The organism is Pseudomonas lactucae (assembly GCF_036688725.1).
GTDB classification, from domain to species: domain Bacteria; phylum Pseudomonadota; class Gammaproteobacteria; order Pseudomonadales; family Pseudomonadaceae; genus Aquipseudomonas; species Aquipseudomonas lactucae.
Window position 1 is genome coordinate 1 of record NZ_JAQQPT010000009.1, and the last position, 19,275, is coordinate 19,275.

Annotated in this window: 14 protein-coding genes and 4 pseudogenes; 7 read left to right on the plus strand and 11 right to left on the minus strand. The window is 56.3% G+C overall.

Annotation, left to right across the window (positions count from 1 at the left end; translation table 11 throughout):
• Positions 1-247 precede the first annotated feature (247 nt).
• From V6M90_RS11895 to V6M90_RS30155, 5 genes are all read right to left on the minus strand, one after another.
• On the minus strand, positions 248-1,645 hold the full coding sequence (locus V6M90_RS11895) for a sensor histidine kinase (protein ID WP_332846512.1): 1,398 nt from the start codon (positions 1,643-1,645) through the stop codon (positions 248-250).
• Positions 1,623-2,306 carry a response regulator transcription factor gene (locus V6M90_RS11900; RefSeq protein WP_065939432.1) on the minus strand — a complete coding sequence of 228 codons (684 nt, stop codon included), beginning with the start codon at positions 2,304-2,306 and terminating at the stop codon, positions 1,623-1,625. Before V6M90_RS11900 ends, V6M90_RS11895 begins: the two co-directional genes overlap by 23 nt.
• Positions 2,307-3,543: 1,237 nt before the next feature.
• Entirely contained in the window at positions 3,544-3,831 is a 288-nt protein-coding gene (locus V6M90_RS30145; protein WP_408637299.1) for a reverse transcriptase domain-containing protein, read from the minus strand.
• An 8-nt stretch (positions 3,832-3,839) separates the two neighbouring features.
• Entirely contained in the window at positions 3,840-4,049 is a 210-nt protein-coding gene (locus tag V6M90_RS30150; RefSeq protein WP_408637300.1) for a hypothetical protein, read from the minus strand.
• 80 nt (positions 4,050-4,129) lie between these two features.
• A complete protein-coding gene (locus V6M90_RS30155; RefSeq protein WP_408637301.1) occupies positions 4,130-4,897 on the minus strand; it encodes a hypothetical protein in 768 nt (255 codons plus the stop codon).
• Positions 4,898-5,519: 622 nt separating this feature from the next.
• Between V6M90_RS30155 and V6M90_RS11915 the strand changes: the two are divergent.
• Positions 5,520-5,807: pseudogene (locus V6M90_RS11915) on the plus strand (HAMP domain-containing protein); the annotation flags it as partial.
• Positions 5,808-5,973: 166 nt separating this feature from the next.
• On the opposite strand, the gene V6M90_RS11920 reads toward V6M90_RS11915, so the two are convergent.
• Entirely contained in the window at positions 5,974-6,384 is a 411-nt protein-coding gene (locus V6M90_RS11920; protein WP_332846513.1) for a PA0061/PA0062 family lipoprotein, read from the minus strand.
• A gap of 194 nt (positions 6,385-6,578) precedes the next feature.
• Here V6M90_RS11920 and V6M90_RS11925 point away from each other — a divergent pair, with 194 nt between their 5' ends.
• The 3 genes and pseudogenes from V6M90_RS11925 (at position 6,579) to V6M90_RS11935 (ending at position 12,345) form a co-directional block, all read left to right on the plus strand.
• Positions 6,579-9,800, plus strand: a complete 3,222-nt coding sequence (locus V6M90_RS11925) for an efflux RND transporter permease subunit (RefSeq protein ID WP_332846514.1) — start codon at positions 6,579-6,581, stop codon at positions 9,798-9,800.
• A complete protein-coding gene (locus V6M90_RS11930; protein WP_332846515.1) occupies positions 9,790-10,944 on the plus strand; it encodes an efflux RND transporter periplasmic adaptor subunit in 1,155 nt (384 codons plus the stop codon). Before V6M90_RS11925 ends, V6M90_RS11930 begins: the two co-directional genes overlap by 11 nt.
• Positions 10,928-12,345, plus strand: a pseudogene (locus tag V6M90_RS11935) (efflux transporter outer membrane subunit). Before V6M90_RS11930 ends, V6M90_RS11935 begins: the two are co-directional and overlap by 17 nt.
• 215 nt (positions 12,346-12,560) lie before the next feature.
• Here V6M90_RS11935 and V6M90_RS30335 read toward each other — a convergent pair.
• The 3 genes and pseudogenes from V6M90_RS30335 to tnpB all read right to left on the minus strand — a co-directional run bounded on the left by V6M90_RS30335 (position 12,561) and on the right by tnpB (position 13,688).
• Positions 12,561-12,695: a transposase domain-containing protein gene (locus tag V6M90_RS30335; RefSeq protein WP_456300340.1), complete on the minus strand. Its 135-nt coding sequence runs from the start codon at positions 12,693-12,695 to the stop codon at positions 12,561-12,563.
• 64 nt (positions 12,696-12,759) lie between these two features.
• A pseudogene (locus V6M90_RS11940) lies at positions 12,760-13,391 on the minus strand (transposase); the annotation flags it as partial.
• A gap of 81 nt (positions 13,392-13,472) precedes the next feature.
• A complete protein-coding gene (tnpB, locus tag V6M90_RS11945) occupies positions 13,473-13,688 on the minus strand; it encodes an IS66 family insertion sequence element accessory protein TnpB (protein ID WP_332846625.1) in 216 nt (71 codons plus the stop codon).
• Between the two features lie 197 nt (positions 13,689-13,885).
• On the opposite strand from tnpB, the pseudogene V6M90_RS11950 reads away from it, so the two are divergent.
• Positions 13,886-14,684 (plus strand): annotated as a pseudogene (locus V6M90_RS11950) (IS5 family transposase); the annotation flags it as partial.
• A gap of 481 nt (positions 14,685-15,165) precedes the next feature.
• Positions 15,166-15,522 carry a TonB-dependent receptor gene (locus V6M90_RS11955; RefSeq protein ID WP_332846626.1) on the plus strand — a complete coding sequence of 119 codons (357 nt, stop codon included), beginning with the start codon at positions 15,166-15,168 and terminating at the stop codon, positions 15,520-15,522.
• 37 nt (positions 15,523-15,559) lie between these two features.
• Here the strand turns inward: V6M90_RS11955 and V6M90_RS11960 are convergent, their stop codons facing one another.
• Complete coding sequence (locus V6M90_RS11960; RefSeq protein WP_332846516.1) at positions 15,560-16,882, minus strand: 2-hydroxycarboxylate transporter family protein; 1,323 nt, start codon at positions 16,880-16,882, stop codon at positions 15,560-15,562.
• Between the two features lie 143 nt (positions 16,883-17,025).
• On the minus strand, positions 17,026-17,730 hold the full coding sequence (locus V6M90_RS11965) for an RraA family protein (protein WP_332846517.1): 705 nt from the start codon (positions 17,728-17,730) through the stop codon (positions 17,026-17,028).
• 103 nt (positions 17,731-17,833) lie between these two features.
• Between V6M90_RS11965 and V6M90_RS11970 the strand changes: the two genes are divergently transcribed.
• Positions 17,834-18,742 carry a LysR family transcriptional regulator gene (locus V6M90_RS11970; protein ID WP_332846518.1) on the plus strand — a complete coding sequence of 303 codons (909 nt, stop codon included), beginning with the start codon at positions 17,834-17,836 and terminating at the stop codon, positions 18,740-18,742.
• The last annotated feature ends 533 nt before the right edge of the window (positions 18,743-19,275 follow it).

The following is a 19,275-nucleotide window of genomic DNA, read 5'->3' on the forward strand; positions in this document are numbered from 1 at the left end:
TCTGTTTCATCATCGAAAAACTCGGCGACTGGTGTCTGGAGATTTTGCCAAATCAGGAAGTCTTTTTCAGAGTTTCCTTAGGCTGGCATGCTCTTTCTGTTTCGCCAATGTATATTTGAACAATGGCCGCAGCCGGACTGCGATGCGGCCCCAAGACTCACAACCCATCATGACCGAACGGCCTGCTATGGTTTTACACGAGCGCGCGACGACCCCGATCAACTACTCCGAATTTATTTCTGCTGCGTTATTCAGGCATCAGCTGCTGACGACAATCTAGGACCAATTTTGCGCCGCCTAACGTGCTGGTATCAACATCCAACTTGAATCCATGCAAATTGATGATCGCCGCCACGATTGATAGACCCAATCCGAACCCGCCTTTCTGATCACTGTCATCCAGCCGATAAAAACGCTGGAACACTGCAGCTCGCTCCGACTCAGGTATGCCTGGGCCGGAATCGTGCACTTCGATGCGAGTGCTGCCGGCATTATTGAATCCGCACACCATCACTTCGCCACCCGGTGGGCTGAACTTGATCGAGTTACTCAGCAGGTTAGCTAACGCCTCGAATAACAACGCGCGATCACCGGTGATCCACGGCAGTGATTCGTCTACCTCCAGCACCAGATCCAGTTCGCGTTCATCAGCCAAGGGTTGGTAGAAGTCGTGCAGCTCGCGAAGAAATGGCAGCGGATCCATCGCTACAAAGCCGGAACGGCGCTGGTGGTCCTCCAGTTCCGATATGCGCAAAAGGCCGCGAAAGCGCGCCATAAGGGTATCGGTTTCGGCGATAGCATTATCAAGTTGGACCCTGTAGGCTGAGTCTTCATCAGCCTCCTGCCTGATGCGATAAAGATGCGCGCGCAGGCGCGTCAGAGGTGTGCGCAAGTCATGGGCGATGCTGTCGCATACCCCCTTGACTTCGGTCATCAATTTTTCGATGCGGTCGAGCATGGCATTGACAATGGCGGCGAGCATGTCCAATTCATCGCGCCGATTGGACAGTGGCAGTCGGTGGGTAAGGTCTCCCGCTACGATGGTTTCGGCACTGGCTTGGATTTCGCGAATCCGACGCAATGGACGTCTACGTAATAAATGCCATCCTACAGCACCAGGGATGATCGTTAGTGATAGCGCCCATAACAGTGCTTGCCAGATGATTCGTGTTACGCCGAACAACGAGCCGTTGACACGCACCAGAACCAGCCAACGGCCGTCGTCATTCCGAGTGGCCACTGCGTCGCAGCGTTTCTTCGGTAGTTGAGGATCGAAGGAATAAACGCAGTTGCTCAACGTGTGAATTTTGCCATCCAACGGCAGGTCAGGCGGAATTGAATGGATTGGTCCGCTCAATGGATGCAATTGCGCGTCGAACAGGCCAAAGGCATCCACACCCACGCCCCTCATATCGAGCGTCATACTGGTGGTCAACGCCTCTACCAACTCGTCACCGCCGAAACGCTGGAACATATGCTGGCGTTGTAACAGGGAATTGCGCGAAAGATCGCTCAGATAAACCGATACTTCGTAATACAGGACTCCCATCAAGATGCAACTCCAGGTCACGAATAACGAACTGTATAGTGCTAGCAAGCGGCTGCTGGAGGAGCGCCAGCCTTTAGAGGGGTTCAGCAATGACATAGCCGGAGCCTCGTACGGTACGTATCAGTGGTGTGAGACCTGGTGGGTCGATTTTTTTGCGCAGGCGACCAATGTGCACATCTATCAGATTGGTGCCCGGGTCGAAGTGATAGCCCCAAACCTCCTCGAAAATCATCATGCGCGTCAGGACCTGTCCGGAGTTGCGCATTAAAAACTCCAGCAGTTTATATTCAGCGGGCAGTAAGCTTATCGATTGGTCGCCGCGGCGGCCTTCGCGACTGATCAGGTCAAGTTCCAGATCGGCGACGCGAAGGGTGGTTTCGAATCTGTGAGCCGTAATCTTGCGACGCAGCAGCACTTCGACACGGGCAGCCATTTCATCGGACGCGAAAGGCTTGGTGAGGTAGTCATCACCACCAGCACGCAGGCCGCGTACGCGTTCGTCCACATCGGAAAGAGCGCTGATCATCAGAATCGGCGTAGACACGCCAATGGTGCGCAAGGTGGTCACGATGGCCAGGCCATCGAGTTCCGGTAGCATCCGGTCGAGGGTGATCAGGTCGTAATCACCACTCACGGCACGAACTAAACCTTCACGGCCGTTGCTCACCCAATCTACATCCAGTCCATGGCTGCTCAGCTCGGCGACAATCTCGCGAGCTGTTACCGCGTCATCCTCGATGGTCAAAATACGGATCATAAGATTACCTCGTTGACATGGTATATCGTTCATACGTAAAGTTTTTGCTTGGCTTTTGTAACCGTTTCTGTGGCACATTGTTCTAACGCCATCACCTACACCAGCCTGTGTGGCCTTCGTGAACATTCTTCTGCGCACACACGATTGACCATTTTTGTGGTGAAGGAGCCGCTTAAATCCGCCGAATGAAAATCCACTTGGTGCACAAGTCGATGGTCAAAATGGGGGTGCGCCTTAACTATTTCGGCACCATTGTCCAAGACCAATAGCTTTGAGCGTAATGTGCCCCAAAGCCTCGTCCGTTTTGGCTGAGTCGTATGCTGGTTTCCTCCACGTACTTCCGCCAGTGGCCAATTCAGTTAAGGTGATCACTTATCCGGCTGGCTACCCGCCAGAGCTTGGAACTCTCCCGTATCCTGACCGAAGTAATACACTTAGAATGTCGCCCGCCCCCGACGTCCAATTATCTATGCTGCTTTCCACGACCTTGACGGCTGGCGTGCCGGTTGAACAGCTCCCGGCCGGTGAAAGGGTCTCGTGATGCACCTAAGTCTTCTCATCAGATAGGAAATCTTGCTTCGATAAGCGCCACAATTGGGTTTCTAAGCTTTTGAGCAACAGTTGCTTTATCTCCTTCCTCTTTTCGCAAAAATGTCCATTTGTATAAATGGTTACACTATAACATATTATTTATTGCCTTTTGTGTTGATCGCTGTGCAGGGTTGACGAGATGCTCGAGGGAATGTCATGAGGTCAGCACGGTTGGTGGGAGAGAGGCCGTTGAGGCCATCGGCTTCGACGCTTGCTACTTCGCCCGACTACGGCACTGTGCAGCAAAGGAGCAATAGGCGCTCCTGCCTCGGGTATGTGACGCAAAGCGATCCTCAGGGTAAGGGTGTGCATTTCTAGGTCTCGGGATATAGAGATCGGCAAGGCGCCCATAACGTGACCATTGAAGCCGATTAGGCTGGCTAAGACGTTTGAGGGCTTGCCGCCATAGACGGCACACCGCCGAACGAAAATCGCCAAGACGTATCAGGTTCCCCGGTACCGCGTGGTAATTGAAGTAACCGCCACCACACGTTTGAGCCATTGCCTTGAACCCGGACAAGGTCATGACGCCGGCAACTCAACTCCTCACGGATAGCAAGAAGCGTCGCACGCATACGCTTTTTGACAGTCAGTCACAGTACTTGGAAGTCACCGCGTCGGCTGACACTACAACAGTGGGTGAAACCTAAGAATCAAAAGTCTCCGGTTTTCTCAAACCTCGTTTCCTGCGACTCATCACCGCAAAACGACCAAACTCAATCAGTCGTTTTTTCGAGGCGTTGAGCGATAGACCGAACCTGGCCAACCGTTCCTGCAACTGCACCAGAAACTGCTGAGCCTGCACTTTCGTCCTGAACCCCACCACGCTGTCGTCCGCGTAACGCACGACAATTACATCGCCACGGGCGTGGCGCTGGCGCCATTGCCTTGCCCACAGATCCAGCACGTAGTGAAGATAGATATTTGCCAGCAACGGCGATATCAGGGAGTCCCCTTGGTCGCAGACACCCTACGGCCATCTTCCATAACACCCGCCTGAAGCCATTTGCAGATAAGCCCGAGCAGGCGCCGGTCTGCAATTCGGTGTCCCAGAAACATCAGCATCCATTCATGGTCGATCTCATCAAAGAACGACGTGATATCCGCATCTAACATCCAGTTCACCTTCTGGCCCTTCAGCGCGACCGTCAACGCACCCAGCGCATCGTGCAGGCTACGTCCCGGCCGAAACCCATACGAGAATCCAAGAAAGTCTTCCTAACAGATCGCATTCAGAACGGTAACAACCGTCTGCTGTACGATCTTGTCCTCCCAAGAAGAATACCCAACGGGCGTTGCCTACCATCGGCTTTGGGAATGTAGACGCGCCGCGATGGCGTTGCTCGAAAAGCCCCTCTGCGAAGTCGTCCGTGCAACTCGGTCACACGCTGGAGAAGACCTTCCTCGTATTCCCGCCACGACATGCCGTCCACGCCTACCGCTGCATCGCGGCGCAGGGCATAGAAACTCTGTGCCAATAACTGCGGTGTGATGTGGTGCAGCAAAGCCGTGAACTGCATGCCCTTGTTCCTTCGGGCTGCTTCACGTACACCTTCAAATCCCATCGACGCGCAACTGATCCGGCTCAGTGTCCGGGGCGCGGGAGGCTTGTAGGTGTTTCCCTTGGCTACGTCCCTTTCCTCCACTATCTCCGCAGGGCCAGACCCTTTGTTCGATGGCTTCTCAGGTACTACGGACGTATCCGACTTCTCGGCGGCGTAGACAGCAGGGTTAGGGCTTTTGGCCTTTCCTGCTCCGCCCGGTGCTTGCGCACAGGGCGCCGCTGAGATCTCCCGGTTTCCGTGCGAAGGACTTCCCGACGAGCACAGGGTCTCCGACCGCGCGGGATCAGAGCATGACTGGCGTATAACGCCATGCTCCGTATTGCCTTCTGCTTCGGTTAATAGCATCGGCATCCCGAATTCCTGATTACGCGGCTCAATGGCAGGCCCATCGGTTTCCCCTGTCAACGCTTCACCCTGCACCTCGCGGTGCAGCATTCATGACTCGGGGTCTGGTTGATTCGCCATTTCTTACCAGTATCGAACTTTCATCGACTATCCTGTGCGCCTTTTAACGCAATCACCATGATACAAGCTAGACCGCTAGCCGAAGCAATGACGAAAGCGGCCGGCACCAACACCTCACGATAAAGGCGTAGCTCGTTTGTTAAGACACAAACATCGCTGCATCGCGAACGTCCCCTTGTGGCCGATTCTGTTGAAAAAGTAGGCCATGGTTTCCACGACAGAAAAGTACGCGCTTGAGATTGATATCTTTACTTTGAGTAGAGGATTCCGCGCTCCGATTTCGCATAGCTACGCGCAAAAAAGGCGTTTCCAGCAGTCATGTGAGCAGACTACGTCTGCCGACGCAGCGGGCGAGTGAAATCGATCAGTTGCTTTCCGTATAGGTGGCACCCGGTCTAATCACGCAAGGCGTGTTGGGCGGCAGACGCTTACCTCCATCGGCGCATCCCAACAGTTTCCTCGGTAGCTCAGTGGGCGCAAGAAATATAGGAACTGCGCGACGGCTTGGCATCCCGCGCCACCGCAGCGGACATGACAGGGATACGCGCACGCCTTGAGCACATCGAGCAGCAGATATTGGAAACTCAAGCCCCATGCGCCGCTATGGGCGCTGTCGTTGACGATTATTACCGGTGCCGCCGGCTGGCATCTCCTGCGTCACCGTCCGCTGCACCAAGTTCGCAAAACCCAAACCAGCCCAGAATCCATCGTCGCCGGAGACCTCACCCACCGCCTCCCCCTGTCCAATCGACGCGACGAACTGGACATGCTCGCCGCCATTGTCAATGCGATGCTCGAACGCATCAAAAAACTGATGACCGAGGTCAAGGGGAGCGACAGCATCGCCCATGACCTTCGGATACCGCTAACTCGCCTCCGGGGCGATAAGAGACCAAATGAGCCTTACAAAGGCTATTTTCCTGTTGATCTGCGGGTGGCTGGCGGTCGCCGGCGCCATGTTGTGGGGGGGGGTTGCGCATCAGCCGTCGGCACCATCACCCCCACGTCAAATCCGTCAAGCCGCATAAGGCGACGGCGCACCATGCCTAGCCAGGCATGCAATTGAAGTCCTGCGTCGCCGCGACTTCCTTGCCGTGGCCATCCGTCAAGGTTGCGCGCACGGTGGTGCCCAGGCTGGATTCTTCCAAGGTGTAGTGCTCACCCGCCTTGAAGTGCTTGTACTCGACGCGGCCCTGGCAATCCTGCTGGTTGTCGTCACCGGGTTCCTCCTCAAACAACGTCACGTCCAACCGGTGATCGCCCGGCGGCACTTCAAAGAAGCGCCCGTCATCCACGCGCTTGCCATCCAAGCGTTCGGCCATCAGGTCGTTCGGCGCTTCCTCCTTCAAACCAATCCAGGCTTCGCTCGGGTCCGCCTTGGGAATCGGGCCGGCGCACGCCGACAGCAGCAGCACGGCACCGAGTGCGGGAATCAACAACAAGGGTTTAAGTGACATGGCAGGGCTCCAAAAAGACGATGTGTCCGATGGGCAACAAGCTTGGCGAGCGGTCCTGTGCAGAACAAATGAATACCTATGAAACGATCTTCAGCCTTGACCTAAATGTTCCTTCACCTGGCTGAAAGGTGCGTGTTAGGTGGGTCGATCAAGACTGCCGGAGTTTGCAATCCTGCTCCTTTCGGAGGTTCACGATGCTCGGGCTGGTAAAGACCGCACTGCAAAAGCCCTACACGTTTATCGTGTTGGCCATATTCATCTGCATCATCGGGCCGATGGCGGCCCTGCGAACCCCCACGGATGTTTTTCCCGATATCGGCATCCCGGTGGTCGCCGTGGTGTGGCAGTACAACGGCCTGTCCTCGGATGCCATGGCCGGCCGGGTGATCTATACTTACGAAAGCTCCCTGAGCACCACCGTCAACGACATCGAACACATCGAATCGCAGTCGCTGCCCGGCATGGGCATCGTCAAGATCTTCTTCCAGCCCGGCGTGGACATCCGCACCGCCAACGCCCAAGTGACGGCGGTTTCACAAACCGTCCTCAAGCAAATGCCACCCGGCATCACGCCGCCGCTGATCCTCAACTACAGCGCGTCCACGGTACCGATCCTGCAGATGGCGTTTTCCAGCCCCAGCCTGTCGGAAGCCAAAATCCGCGACCTGGTGCAAAACAACATTCGCCTGCCCCTCAGCGCCCTGCCCGGCCTGGCTATGCCCACCCCCATGGGCGGCAAACAGCGCCAGATCACCCTTGACCTCGATCCCCAGGCGCTGGCCGCCAAAGGCTTGTCGGCACAAGACGTGGGCAATGCCCTGGCGTTGCAGAACCAGATCATCCCGGTGGGCACCGCCAAACTCGGCCCCAACGAATACACGATCCTGCTCAACAACAGCCCCAAGGCCATCGATGAGCTCAACGACCTGCCGATCAAGACCGTCGACGGCGCCCTGATCACCATCGGCGAGGTCGCACACGTGCGCGACGGTTCGCCGCCGCAGACCAACATCGTGCGCGTCGACGGCCATCGCGCGGTGCTGATGCCGGCGTTGAAAAACGGCAGTATTTCCACCCTGTCGATCATCGACGGTATCCGCCAGATGCTACCGCGCATCAACGAAACGTTGCCGCCGTCACTGAAAACCTCGTTGCTGGGCGACGCGTCGGTGTTCGTCAAGCAATCGGTGGGCAGCGTGGCCCAGGAAGGCATCATCGCCGCGCTGCTGACCAGTGCGATGATCCTGCTGTTCCTCGGCAGTTGGCGCTCCACCCTGATCATCGCCGCGTCGATTCCCCTGGCGGTGCTGTCGGCCATTGCACTGCTGGCGGCCACCGGGCAAACCCTCAACGTGATGACGCTCGGTGGGCTGGCTTTGGCCGTGGGGATCCTGGTGGATGACGCCACGGTGACCATCGAAAACATCAACTGGCACCTGGAACAAGGCAAGGCGGTGAAGACCGCGATCCTCGACGGCGCCGCGCAGATCGTCGGCCCGGCGTTCGTCTCGCTGCTGTGCATCTGCATCGTGTTCGTGCCGATGTTCCTCCTGCAAGGCATCGCCGGTTACCTGTTCCGTCCGATGGCGCTGGCGGTGATTTTTGCCATGGCCAGCTCGTTCGTCCTCTCGCGTACCCTGGTGCCGACGCTGGCGATGTTCCTGCTCAAGCCACACCTGCCGGAACAAGGCGCGGGGCATCACCCGGAGGATGAATTCATCAACCACCATGAGGGTGAGCAGCACCGGAAACCGCGCAATGCCGCCCTGCAAGCGGTGCTCAATTTCCAACAGGGCTTCGAGCGGCAGTTCTCGAATATTCGCGATACCTACCACGGCCTGTTGACGTTGGCGCTGGGCGCTCGCAAGCGCTTTATCGTCGGCTTCCTGGCCTGCGTGCTCGCCTCGTTCGTGTTGCTGCCGAGCCTGGGTCAGGATTTTTTTCCGGCCACCGACGCCGGTGCACTGGCCCTTCACGTGCGCTTGCCACTGGGCACACGCATTGAAGAAAGTGCCGCCGCGTTCGACCGTATCGAAGCGCGGATTCGCGAGGTCATACCCGCCGACGAGTTGGACACCATCGTCGACAATATCGGTATCCCGCTCAGCGGCATCGACATGGCCTACAGCAGCAGCGGCACCATCGGCCCGCAGGATGGCGACATCCAGGTCACCCTGAAACAGCACCACGCCCCCACCGCCGACTACGTGAAAAAACTGCGTGAAGCCCTGCCGCAAAGTTTCCCCGGCAGCCACTTCGCGTTCCTGCCCGCCGACATCAGCAGTCAGATCCTCAATTTCGGCGCACCGGCCCCGCTGGACGTGAAGATCTCCGGGCGCAACGACGCCGAAAACCGTGCGTACGCCGTCGAACTTGAACGCCGTCTGCGACACGTACCGGGCATCGCCGACCTGCGCATCCAACAGTCCACTGGCTATCCGTCGCTGCAAGTGAATGTCGACCGCCTGCGGGCAGAGGGCCTGGGCATCACCGAACGCGACGTGACCAACAGCATGGTCGCGTCCCTGGCCGGCAGTTCCCAGGTGGCGCCGATGTTCTGGCTCAACCCGGCTAATGGCCTCTCCTACTCGATCGTCGCCGCCACCCCGCAATACCGCCTCGACAGCCTGCCGTCGCTGGAAGCCTTGCCGGTGACCGGTGCCGATGGCCAATCGCAGATCCTCGGCGGTGTGGCCAGCATCTCTCGGGTACAAAGCCCGGCGGTGGTGACCCACTACAACATCGAACCGACCCTGGACCTCTACGCCAACGTTCAGGGCCGCGACCTCGGCGGCGTGGCCCACGACGTGCAAAAAGTACTGGACGATACCGCATCGATGCGCCCCAAAGGCGCAACGATCAGCCTGCATGGGCAGATCGACGCGCTGCATGAAGCCTTCAATGGCTTGAGCTTCGGCCTGCTCGGCGCCGTGGTGCTGATCTACCTGCTGATCGTGGTCAACTTCCAGTCGTGGGTCGATCCGTTCCTGATCATCACCGCCTTGCCGGCGGCGCTGGCAGGGATCGTATGGATGCTGTTCCTCAGCGGCACCTCGCTGTCGGTGCCCGCCCTGACCGGCGCGATCCTGTGCATGGGCGTGGCCACCGCCAACTCGATCCTGGTGGTGAGCTTTTGCCGCGAACGCCTGGCCGGACATGGCGATGCCTTGAAAGCCACGCTGGAAGCCGGCTACACACGCTTTCGCCCAGTGTGCATGACCGCCCTGGCGATGATCATCGGCATGTTGCCACTGGCCCTTTCCGAGGAGCAAAACGCACCTCTGGGCCGGGCCGTCATCGGTGGTTTGATCTTCGCCACCGTCGCCACTTTGTTATTTGTTCCTGTGGTCTTCAGCCTGGTCCACGGTCGTCAGCCTACTCGAGTTGCTGCAGGAGAAACGCCACATGTCGTCTGATCACAACCCCTCGCGCAAGCGCCTGATGCTCCTCGGTGTAGGTGCCCTGTTGGTCGCAAGCGGGTTTTACACCCGTACAATGCATGAAAAATACGTCACCACCTGGACCGAAACCGCGGCCATCCCCCAAGTGATGGTGTTCCAGCCCATACAGAACGCCGCCGGCGAAACCTTGCGCTTGCCCGCGCATCTGGAAGCCTGGAGCAAGACGCCGATTCATGCAAGGGTCAGCGGTTATTTGAAAGACTGGAAAGTCGACATTGGCACCCAGGTCAAGGCCGGGCAAATCCTCGCCGAGATCGACAGTCCGGACCTCGATCAGCAACTGGCGCAAACCCACGCGCGCATGGTGCAGGAACAGGCCAACGCACGCCTGGCGGAAACCACTGCCACCCGCTGGCAGAACCTACTGGCCAGCCACTCGGTCTCGCGCCAGGAAACCGATGAAAAAACCTCCAACGCCGCAGCCGCCAAAGCCAACGCCGAAGCCGCCGCGGCCGACTTCGCGCGGCTCTCGGCACTGGAAAGCTACAAGACGATTCGTGCGCCGTTCGCCGGCACCATCACCGCGCGCAACACCGATATCGGCCAGTTGATCAAGGCCGATACCGACAGCGATCCGGAGCTGTTCAACATTGCCGACACGCACCAGTTGCGCCTGTACGTGCCGGTGCCGCAGAACTACGCGGCGGTGATCCACCCCGGCCTGGAAGCCGAGCTGACCGTGCCCGAACACCCCGGCGAGCATTTCAAGGCGCGCCTGATCGGCGACTCCACCGCCATCGACCGCCGCTCCGGCACCCTGCTCGCGCAGTTCGTTGTCGACAACCCCAGCGGAGAGTTGCTGCCCGGTGATTACGCCGAAGCCACCCTGCCGATTCCAGCCGACACCCATGGCGTGAGCATCCCGGCCAGCGCCCTGATCTTCCGGGCTCAAGGCACGCAGGTCGCCGTACTGGATGCCAAGAATCACGTGCACCTGCAAGACATCCACATCGGCCTGGATCTGGGCGATCGCCTGGTGATCGACCACGGCCTGAAACCCAGCGACCGCGTGGTCGACAACCCGCCAGACTCCCTGCGCGATGGCGACCCGGTACAACTGGCCAACACCTCCGGAGGTGCCCATGCGCCCAAGGATTAAACCTCTGGCTGCGTTAGTGCTGCTGGCGCTGCAAAGCTGCTCGATGTCGCCTGCGTATAAAGTTCCGCCAGTTGACCTGCCCGCGAACTACCGCGAACAGACCAGCGATGACCCGTGGCACAGCGCACAACCGTCCGACCATCTGGCACCCGAGTGGTCGAAACTCTTCAACGATTCGCGCCTGAATGACCTGCAACAGCAACTGCTCAAAGCCAACCCTGACTTGGCGGCGGCACTGGCGCACTTCGATGCGTCCCAAGCCTATGCCAGTCAGTTACATGCCGGGCTGTTACCGCAGATCACCGTCAGCGCACAGCCTTTGCACCAGCGGCAATCCGACTCGCGGCCGTTGCGGGGGGATACGCAGCCATCGGTATACAACAGCAACACCGCCGGTTTTTCGTTGAGTTACGAGCTGGACCTGTGGGGCAAGATCCGCAACCAGGTGGCGGCCAGGGACGCCCAGGCGCAGGCATCCGGCGACGATCTGGCAGTGGCGCGTTTGAGTCTGCAGCATCAGTTGGCAACCTTGTATGTGCAGCTCAATGGGTTGGATGCGCAGAGCCGGATTCTCAACCAATCACTGGAGGATTTCAGCCAGGCGCTACAACTGACCCGCAGTCGCTATGAGGGCCAGATCGCTTCGGAACTGGATCTCACCCGTGCGCAAAACCAACTGGCCGAAGCCAGCGCGCAATTGGATGGCGTGCGCGGGCAACGCAACCTCACGGAGCATGCCATCGGTGAACTGGTGGGCGTAGCAGCCAGCGATTTCAAGCTGCCACCGAGTCAGCGATTGCTTTCGTTACCGGAAATTCCAGCGCAGTTGCCAAGCCATCTGCTGCAACGTCGACCGGATATTGCGGCGGCGGAACGGCGAGTGTTTGCGGCCAACGCGAACATCGGCGTGGCCAAGGCCGCGTGGTTCCCAGATTTCAGTTTGACCGGCTTGATCGGCGGACAGACGCAGGGGGTTGGCAATCTGCTGTCGGCCGGCAATAGATATTGGGCGCTGGGGCCGCTGATGAACCTACCGATCTTTGATGGCGGTCGGTTGAGCGCCAATGAGCGCCAAGCCAAAGCCGAGTTTGAAGAAGCCTCGGCGCAGTACCGCAACCATGTATGAAAGCCGTGCGCGAGGTGGAAGACAACCTCGCACAGATGCGGAATTTGCAGCAGGAGGCACAGGATGAACAGGCGGCGGCGAATGCGGCGCAGCACACACTGTCTTTGGCGATGAACAGCTATCAGGCGGGCGCGGTGAGTTATCTGGACGTGGTGACCGCGCAAAAAGCTGCGTTGCAAGCGCAGATAACGTTGCAGGCCGTGCAGACAAGGCAATTGCAGGCCAGTGTGGGGTTGGTCACAGCCTTCGGCGGCGGCTGGCAACCTGGCGACTGAGCCTCCGCGCTTAAGCGTAGGAACTGGCCTGACTAGTCATCGCCAGTCGCTGCCAATTCAGCAGCCGAACGTGAGAAATTAGTATTCGTCCGGCCAAGTCACCTATCCAGACCCGCAGTCTGGACATGGGTTGATATCTAGTAGCTGCGCCAAACAGCTCGTTATTTGCATGCGATACAGGTTAGTAAGCGTCTGCCCAACTCACCTTGCGTAAGTCAGGCAGGCACCCACTGATACGGCAGCAGTTGATCAACCTCACTGGCGCGTTGCGTCGGCAAGCGCGTCAGCACATCTTTGAGATAGGCATACGGATCATGCCCATTCATGCATGGCGGCTGGATCAAGCTCATGATTGCAGCTGCCCGCTTACCGCTGCGCAGTGCCCCGGCGAACAGCCAGTTCGAGCGTTCGATAAAGGCCGGCGCGGCCGAAGAGTTTCTCTTGTCGGTACAGCGGCAAATGGTCGGCGAATTTGGCCACCATTACGTGAGCCAGCAGGCCTGCGGTCGGGATGCCTTTGTCGATCACCCCAGCACCGATGCCTGGATAAGCGTTTCGCACTCGCGGCAGACCCATTTCCCACGGATGTGGCGCTCGGCGGTGAGCACGTCCGGTGAGTAGTCGAGCTTTTCGCTGGCATCTTCACCTATGCGTTTGAGGGCGCAGCCGCATTGGCAGTGGCTGTTGTCCGGCTCGTGATGGATCAGCGTGCGTGGATATTGCGCTGGCAGCGGTGCCTGCTTGGGTCGCTGGCGCACTTTGACTTCGACAGCTGCCGGTTGCAGCACCTCAAGCTCCGCTTCGATGGTGGCGATATCGGTGTCGATCAAGTCGTCGAGCAAGCTGGCTTGATCCAGACTTAGCTGCTCGCTGCGCTTGGCAAACTTGAAGCGCTTGAGCAGCGCGATCTCGTGGGCCAGCTTCTCGTTGACCGACTTGTGATGGGTGATTTGCTTGTCCATTGTCTCGACGCACTGGATCAACTGCGCCGCCAAGGCACGCAGTTGTTCAGGGTTTAATTGATCGAGATTGGGATGCGAAGTCATGCCGCCGATTTTGCCTGAGAGGGCTGGTGGCGACGATAGACTGATGGGTCAATTGCGCTGGCAAGCGCGCCATGGCTGGTGTTAAAACATCGAGATGATTCCGCCTGTACCGACGCGCTGCGAAGGTAACCCGAGCACTAAGGCCTGAAGTTGCTCGGCATCCAACTTAACGTCGGAATAGTGCTGCACACCCGGCCAGAAGAAGCGTCCTTGATTCAAACGCCGGGCGGCAAGCCAAATCCCCAAGCCATCATGCACCAGTACTTTCATGCGTTTGGCGCGGCGGTTGGCGAACAGATAAGCACAGTGCGGCTAGGCCACACCGAATACGGTGACCACCCGCGATAACGCGGTTTCGTTACCGGCGCGCATGTCCAAGGGGGGAGGAAGTTGCAAGGGCACAAAGACGGGCAATTGCGTCCGATTAAAAATTGTGGACGCTTTTGCTCTTATAGCTCGTGACCTGTTGGTTTGGTAGATGACTTCGCCAGCCGCTTACGGTTCACCTCATGTATAACTGGTTCGGTTACAGCGATCCGACGATGGAAGAGGCGCTGCACGAACGACGATCTTGCGCCAGTTTTCCGATCTAAATCTGGAGCGAATTTGGGATGAAACCCCCCTTCTGAATTTCCGTCGTTTGCTGGAAAAACAAGAGTTGACCACGGGTATTCTCGACGTGATCAATGGCTATCTGGGCGACCTTGGCTTGTCAGACAAGGCACCATCGTCGATGCCACGCTGACTCATGCGCCCAGGTTGACCAATAACAAGGATGACAAGCGCGACCCGGAAATGTACCAGACCAAGAAGGGCAACCAGTATTACTTCGGCGCCAAAGCGCACATTGGGGTCGACGATGAGTCTGGGATGGTGCACAGCGTGGTGGTCACTGCGGCCAATGTTGCAGACGTCACGCAGGTCGCCAGACTGCTGCATGGTGAGGAAAACGAGGTCTGCGCTGATGCGGGCTATACCGGTGTCGAGAGGCGCGAAGAACATATGGGACGCCAAGTCATCTGGCAGGTTGCAGCACGGCGCAGCACCTACGAAAAACAAGGCAAACGCAGCATATTGTACAAAATGATACGCAAGATCGAGAAAGCCAAGGCTCAGGTTCGCACCAAGGTTGAGCATACATTTCGGGTGATCAAGTGCCAGTTTAATTATACCAAAGTGCGCTTTCGTGGCTTGGTGAAGAAAACTGCTCAAATGGCGACGCTGTTCGCCTTGTCGAACCTAAGGATGGCGCGTCGACATTTGCTCTCCCGCGTAGGGGAGTTGCATCCGTAACGGGGAAAATGGGTGCTACGAGGCGCTCGCAGCAGCCAGAAGCATGAAGTAGTCGCCAGACTTGACCGATTTTGAACGGCTGTCGTTTTTTGAAAACGCCGATGGCTTAGTCGTCGAAAAATAGGCGGCTACTTCAGACCATCCTTAGGCAACAAACATGACAGTTTGCACCAGCAGCAGAACGAGTTTGATTTGAGCTTGGATCAGGCGTTGAGCGATCACTGGAGATATATCGCCAAAGTCAACTACACCACGGCTAAACTGGAACAGTATGGATGGTATACCGGTACCGTGCTTAAGGACGATAGAACTGTCTGGATGAATATCTTCGCTCTGGGGGGAGTCCCATCAACTGAACATAGACAACTATGTTCGTGGCACTTACGAGTGGTGCCAACTGCGATCTACTACTGTACTTGGTGTTAGCGTTTCACGTGCGCGGGATATAAATGAGATTCAAGCGCAAGCCAGAGATTGGCTGATTGTCAATATTAATGAGCCATTACCCGTCCTGCCGTCTGCCAAAACAGGCTTGGTGAGTAATTTCACGAAAGGAATACCCGTCGGCACTTATTGGCTACAGCAATTGACCTATGGTAAATGGAACTTCAGCGGCGCACTCAGATTTGATAGTACCTGGAACGGTGTGTTCCGCTGTGAAGAAGGAACACCTTCGCAGAATAAGCAAGAGTGGTCTCCCTCAATTGGCCTGGCTTTTGAAGTAGCCGACTGGATGACGGTTTACGCCAGTCACCTGCAAGGGTATCAGCCGGCGAGTTTTCTGGATCGAAATAAGCAAAATAGTGGGCATTTTACACAGGCTCCTAAGCAGACTTGACTTTATGGTGCAGTTACGAAACAGCCTGCAATTGAATTTAATAGAAGTGTGAAAAACATAGCAGTGCCAATGTCACTGTGACGAAGCCCCCTATCTTTGTCGAGACTTGTGCAGTAGCCATCAAATTCAAGCGCCGCCCGGCGGTCAAGATTGCGACGTCGCCAGCACCGCCTGATCCTGCATGGCAGACTGCGATAATAGCTGTTTCTATCGGGTACATGTGGCAAGTACGAGCCACCAGGAATCCGGCCGCGGCCAAGGTCAGCACCGTTGCAAAAATGGTAATGCATATGGCTGGCGAGAATGCTTCCACTAGCGGTTTCCAAGGCGTTAGTACCACCCCGACGGTAAATATCAATGGGTAGGTACAAACCGCTGAAAAGAAACGGCATACCCAGCGCGCGCCCGATTCTATTGTGGGCGGAACTATTTTTAGAATCTTTATAAAAATAGCGAGAATCAACATAATCAAGGGTGCAGGTAGCTTCACGTACCGTTCGATGGCGACGGACACGGCATATAGTGTTAACAAGCTCAATCCTGCGATTGCCGGACTCAAGATGTCGGATATAAAAAGTACGCCCGTATCAGCGGCATCAAGGTCATTGTCCTTGCTGCCGATGACCAACCCGCCGCCACCACTGAAGGTTGGTCTACGCTGCCCCAGAGCGTTGAGCATGCCCGCAGTTACCACTGCGCAGACATTGGCCATGGCGACGATAGGTAAAATATCGCCTATTATTTCCGATTGTGACGTATGCATAAAAGAGGCATAGCCAATCGCAAGCGGTATCGCGCCTTCTCCTAAGCCTCCGGCCATGATGGGAACGAGGATGAAAAACAAGGTATGCCTCCATTCCAAACCAAAAGCAGCTCCGACGACCAGGCCTACAGCGGTGGCAGCCAGTGAACTAATTGCCAATGGTGAAAAGATTTTAAAAATATTCGTCAGCAATGTCTTGCGATCCATTGCGAAAATACTTCCTACAACAACTGCGGCGACGAACAGGTAAAGGAAATTACTCTGTTTGTAAAACGTCGTGATGGAATTGACCATAACGGTTGGCATTATTTTATAAAAGACCAAGGCCGACGGCAGGAACGTGTTGAGGATCACCGCGCCTCCAATGGAGCGCAACAGAGGAATGCGATAGCCGACTTCAGCAAGCGTGGATGCGCAGACCGGCAGCAATACCGCCATGATGCACAGATCGGAAGGGACGTTTCCGCTCGCCACAAAAGCCGCCAAGCAGATCACACCCACTAAATACAATGGGCATGGAATGATGCCGACCTGATAGCCCGCGATACGCTGCCATAGAGAGTTTTCACACGATACAGCCGGCGGTTCTTCAGGCATTTTCTCATTGTCGCAGAGTGGCCTTTCTCGCATAGCATGTCCTTTTATGGAGTATTACTGCCAGACGTAGGCAAATATCAATAAGTGGTGTAGCGTTGCGGTAGGCATGAGAAGCGTTTTATATGTCAACCATACTGCGTGATTTAAACTGGAACACCTTTGGCGCGCAGTAATGCGTCGAATCGTTCAGGGTCGCCAACACCACTGGCGTTGATCTTGCGAATTTTTTCTTCATGAGCCAAGTGGGCTTGAACTTTGGGCCAAAGCGATTCGAGTTCTGCCGCAGGAATTGCTATCACTCCATCGGCATCACCCAATACGAGATCGCCCGGTTGAACTACCAATCCGGCACAACTGACGGCGACATTCACCTCACCGGGGCCTTCTTTACTAGGACCGCGATGGGTATGTCCACGCGCGAACACCGGCATGCCCCCCTCATACCATTCGACTAGGTCGCGTACTGCTCCATCAATCACAAATCCACTAAGGTTTTTAGCAAGCGCCGTAGTACGCATCAAACCTCCGACTAGCGCCTGGGTCAAATCACCGCCACCATCGATGACAATCACGTCACCGGCCTGCGCCATCAGCATGGCTTTGTGAATGATCAAATTATCACCCGGCCGGGTACGCACCGTAATGGCCTGCCCGCACAAGACTGTTTTCAGGTCCGGATGGTAAGCTCGCAAGCCCACGGTACCTACACTGCGTCCGATACAGTCTCCCACCACTGCAACAGGGACGCTGCGCCAAGCTTGCAGTACTGCTGTGGGAATCGATTCTCTACGCGGCCTTATTTGCCAGCCAGATGGCCACGGTAAGGTTTCCTCGTTTTTAGTCATCATGCGCATCACCTGATCGAAATAATTTCACAATGTAGAAATTACGATCACAGCTGACGACCGTCTACTGACTAATAGTTTTTGTTCGATAACCGGCAGATATCAAATGCAGATAGATTTACGCGATCTACGTTACTTTGAAAAAATTGCGGAGTTGGGGCATGTCCGTAAAGCTGCCGAGCAGTTGCACCTCAGCCAGCCTGCGCTCAGCAAATGCATACGCCGATTGGAAGACATACTGGGTGCCCCTCTTTTTGAGCGGGCCGGGCGCGGCATTCAGTTGACGGCCGTGGGCCAAGTGTTGCTTCGTCAGGCCCGTAAACTGAACAATTTGACCGAGCACGCGTTGCAAGAGGTAAGTGAGTTTGCGAAAGGTGAAACAGGAATAGTACGAGTCGGCTGCGGGCCAGTGATGGCCGAATCGCTAATGCCTAATATATGTGAATTGGCCATGCAGCAAATGCCACGCGTCCGGCTGCAAATCACATTGGGGATGAATTATTTTTTACGTGAGCAACTTCGACAAGGCAATCTGGATTTGATTCTAGGATTGGTGTCTGAAAGTGATGATGAATTTGTCATGCATCCACTCATGGATGACACCGTAGTTGTTGCGGCAAGTCCCGCCCATCCGTTGTTTCGCAAACAGCGTGTGGTCATAGAAGACCTTCTTGCTTATCGATGGCTATTGCCAATTCATGCGGTAGCAAGCCGTCAATGGCTCGACGAAGCATTCCGTTCGCGTGGCATGGTTTTACCGCAGGCGCAAATCGAAACTAACACAATCCCACTATTGTTGACTACGGTGGCCAAAAGCCTCCTGCTCTGCTTCGTTTCCCGTCACACACTTTCGTTTCAACCTAATACACCTCGTTTAGAAGAGTTAAAGATTGATGCAACCACTCTGCAACGCAAACTGGGCTTGAGCATGATGCCAGGATCTTCTTCACCTTCGGTGGGTAGGTTTGTTAATCTGCTCAGTGAACATGCTCTGCAATTGCAATATGACTCTTAGGAGGTACGTGAACTGGCCTAATGATCTCAGTCGTTTGGAGCGCACTAACGAGGACCCACAGCATCTATATTAATATCTGAGCGACGCCGAAGTCTTCCTGCCGGTTTAATGCAACGTCTCGAATGTAGCCGCAGCCTGTCGTCAGCAAGCGAACGCGTGAGATGTTGGAGTGTCGGCACGACATAAACTTCGCTTTGTGATTTGGTGCCCATGGACGCAGCACTCTAGGAGGGCACGAAACCTGATGCATGTAGGGCCCATCGAGGAGCGCGCTTGCAAGTCAGCGCTGGTCGTGGCCCTAAGTGTATAGTTTGAGGAAATCAGGATGATGTCGTGCAGCTTGAGCTCATGTGTGATCTGGAAATACGGCTCGCCCATTTGAGTTCATGATCGAGCGGGTAGTGAGAGGCTGAGGATTACGATGCCGGAGGTCAGCATAGACTGGATCGGGTTAGAGCACATCGAGCACGCCAGCCATACCGAGCGAACCAGACATGAATACTTCAATCCGCATGGGCTGGCGTTGGTAACGC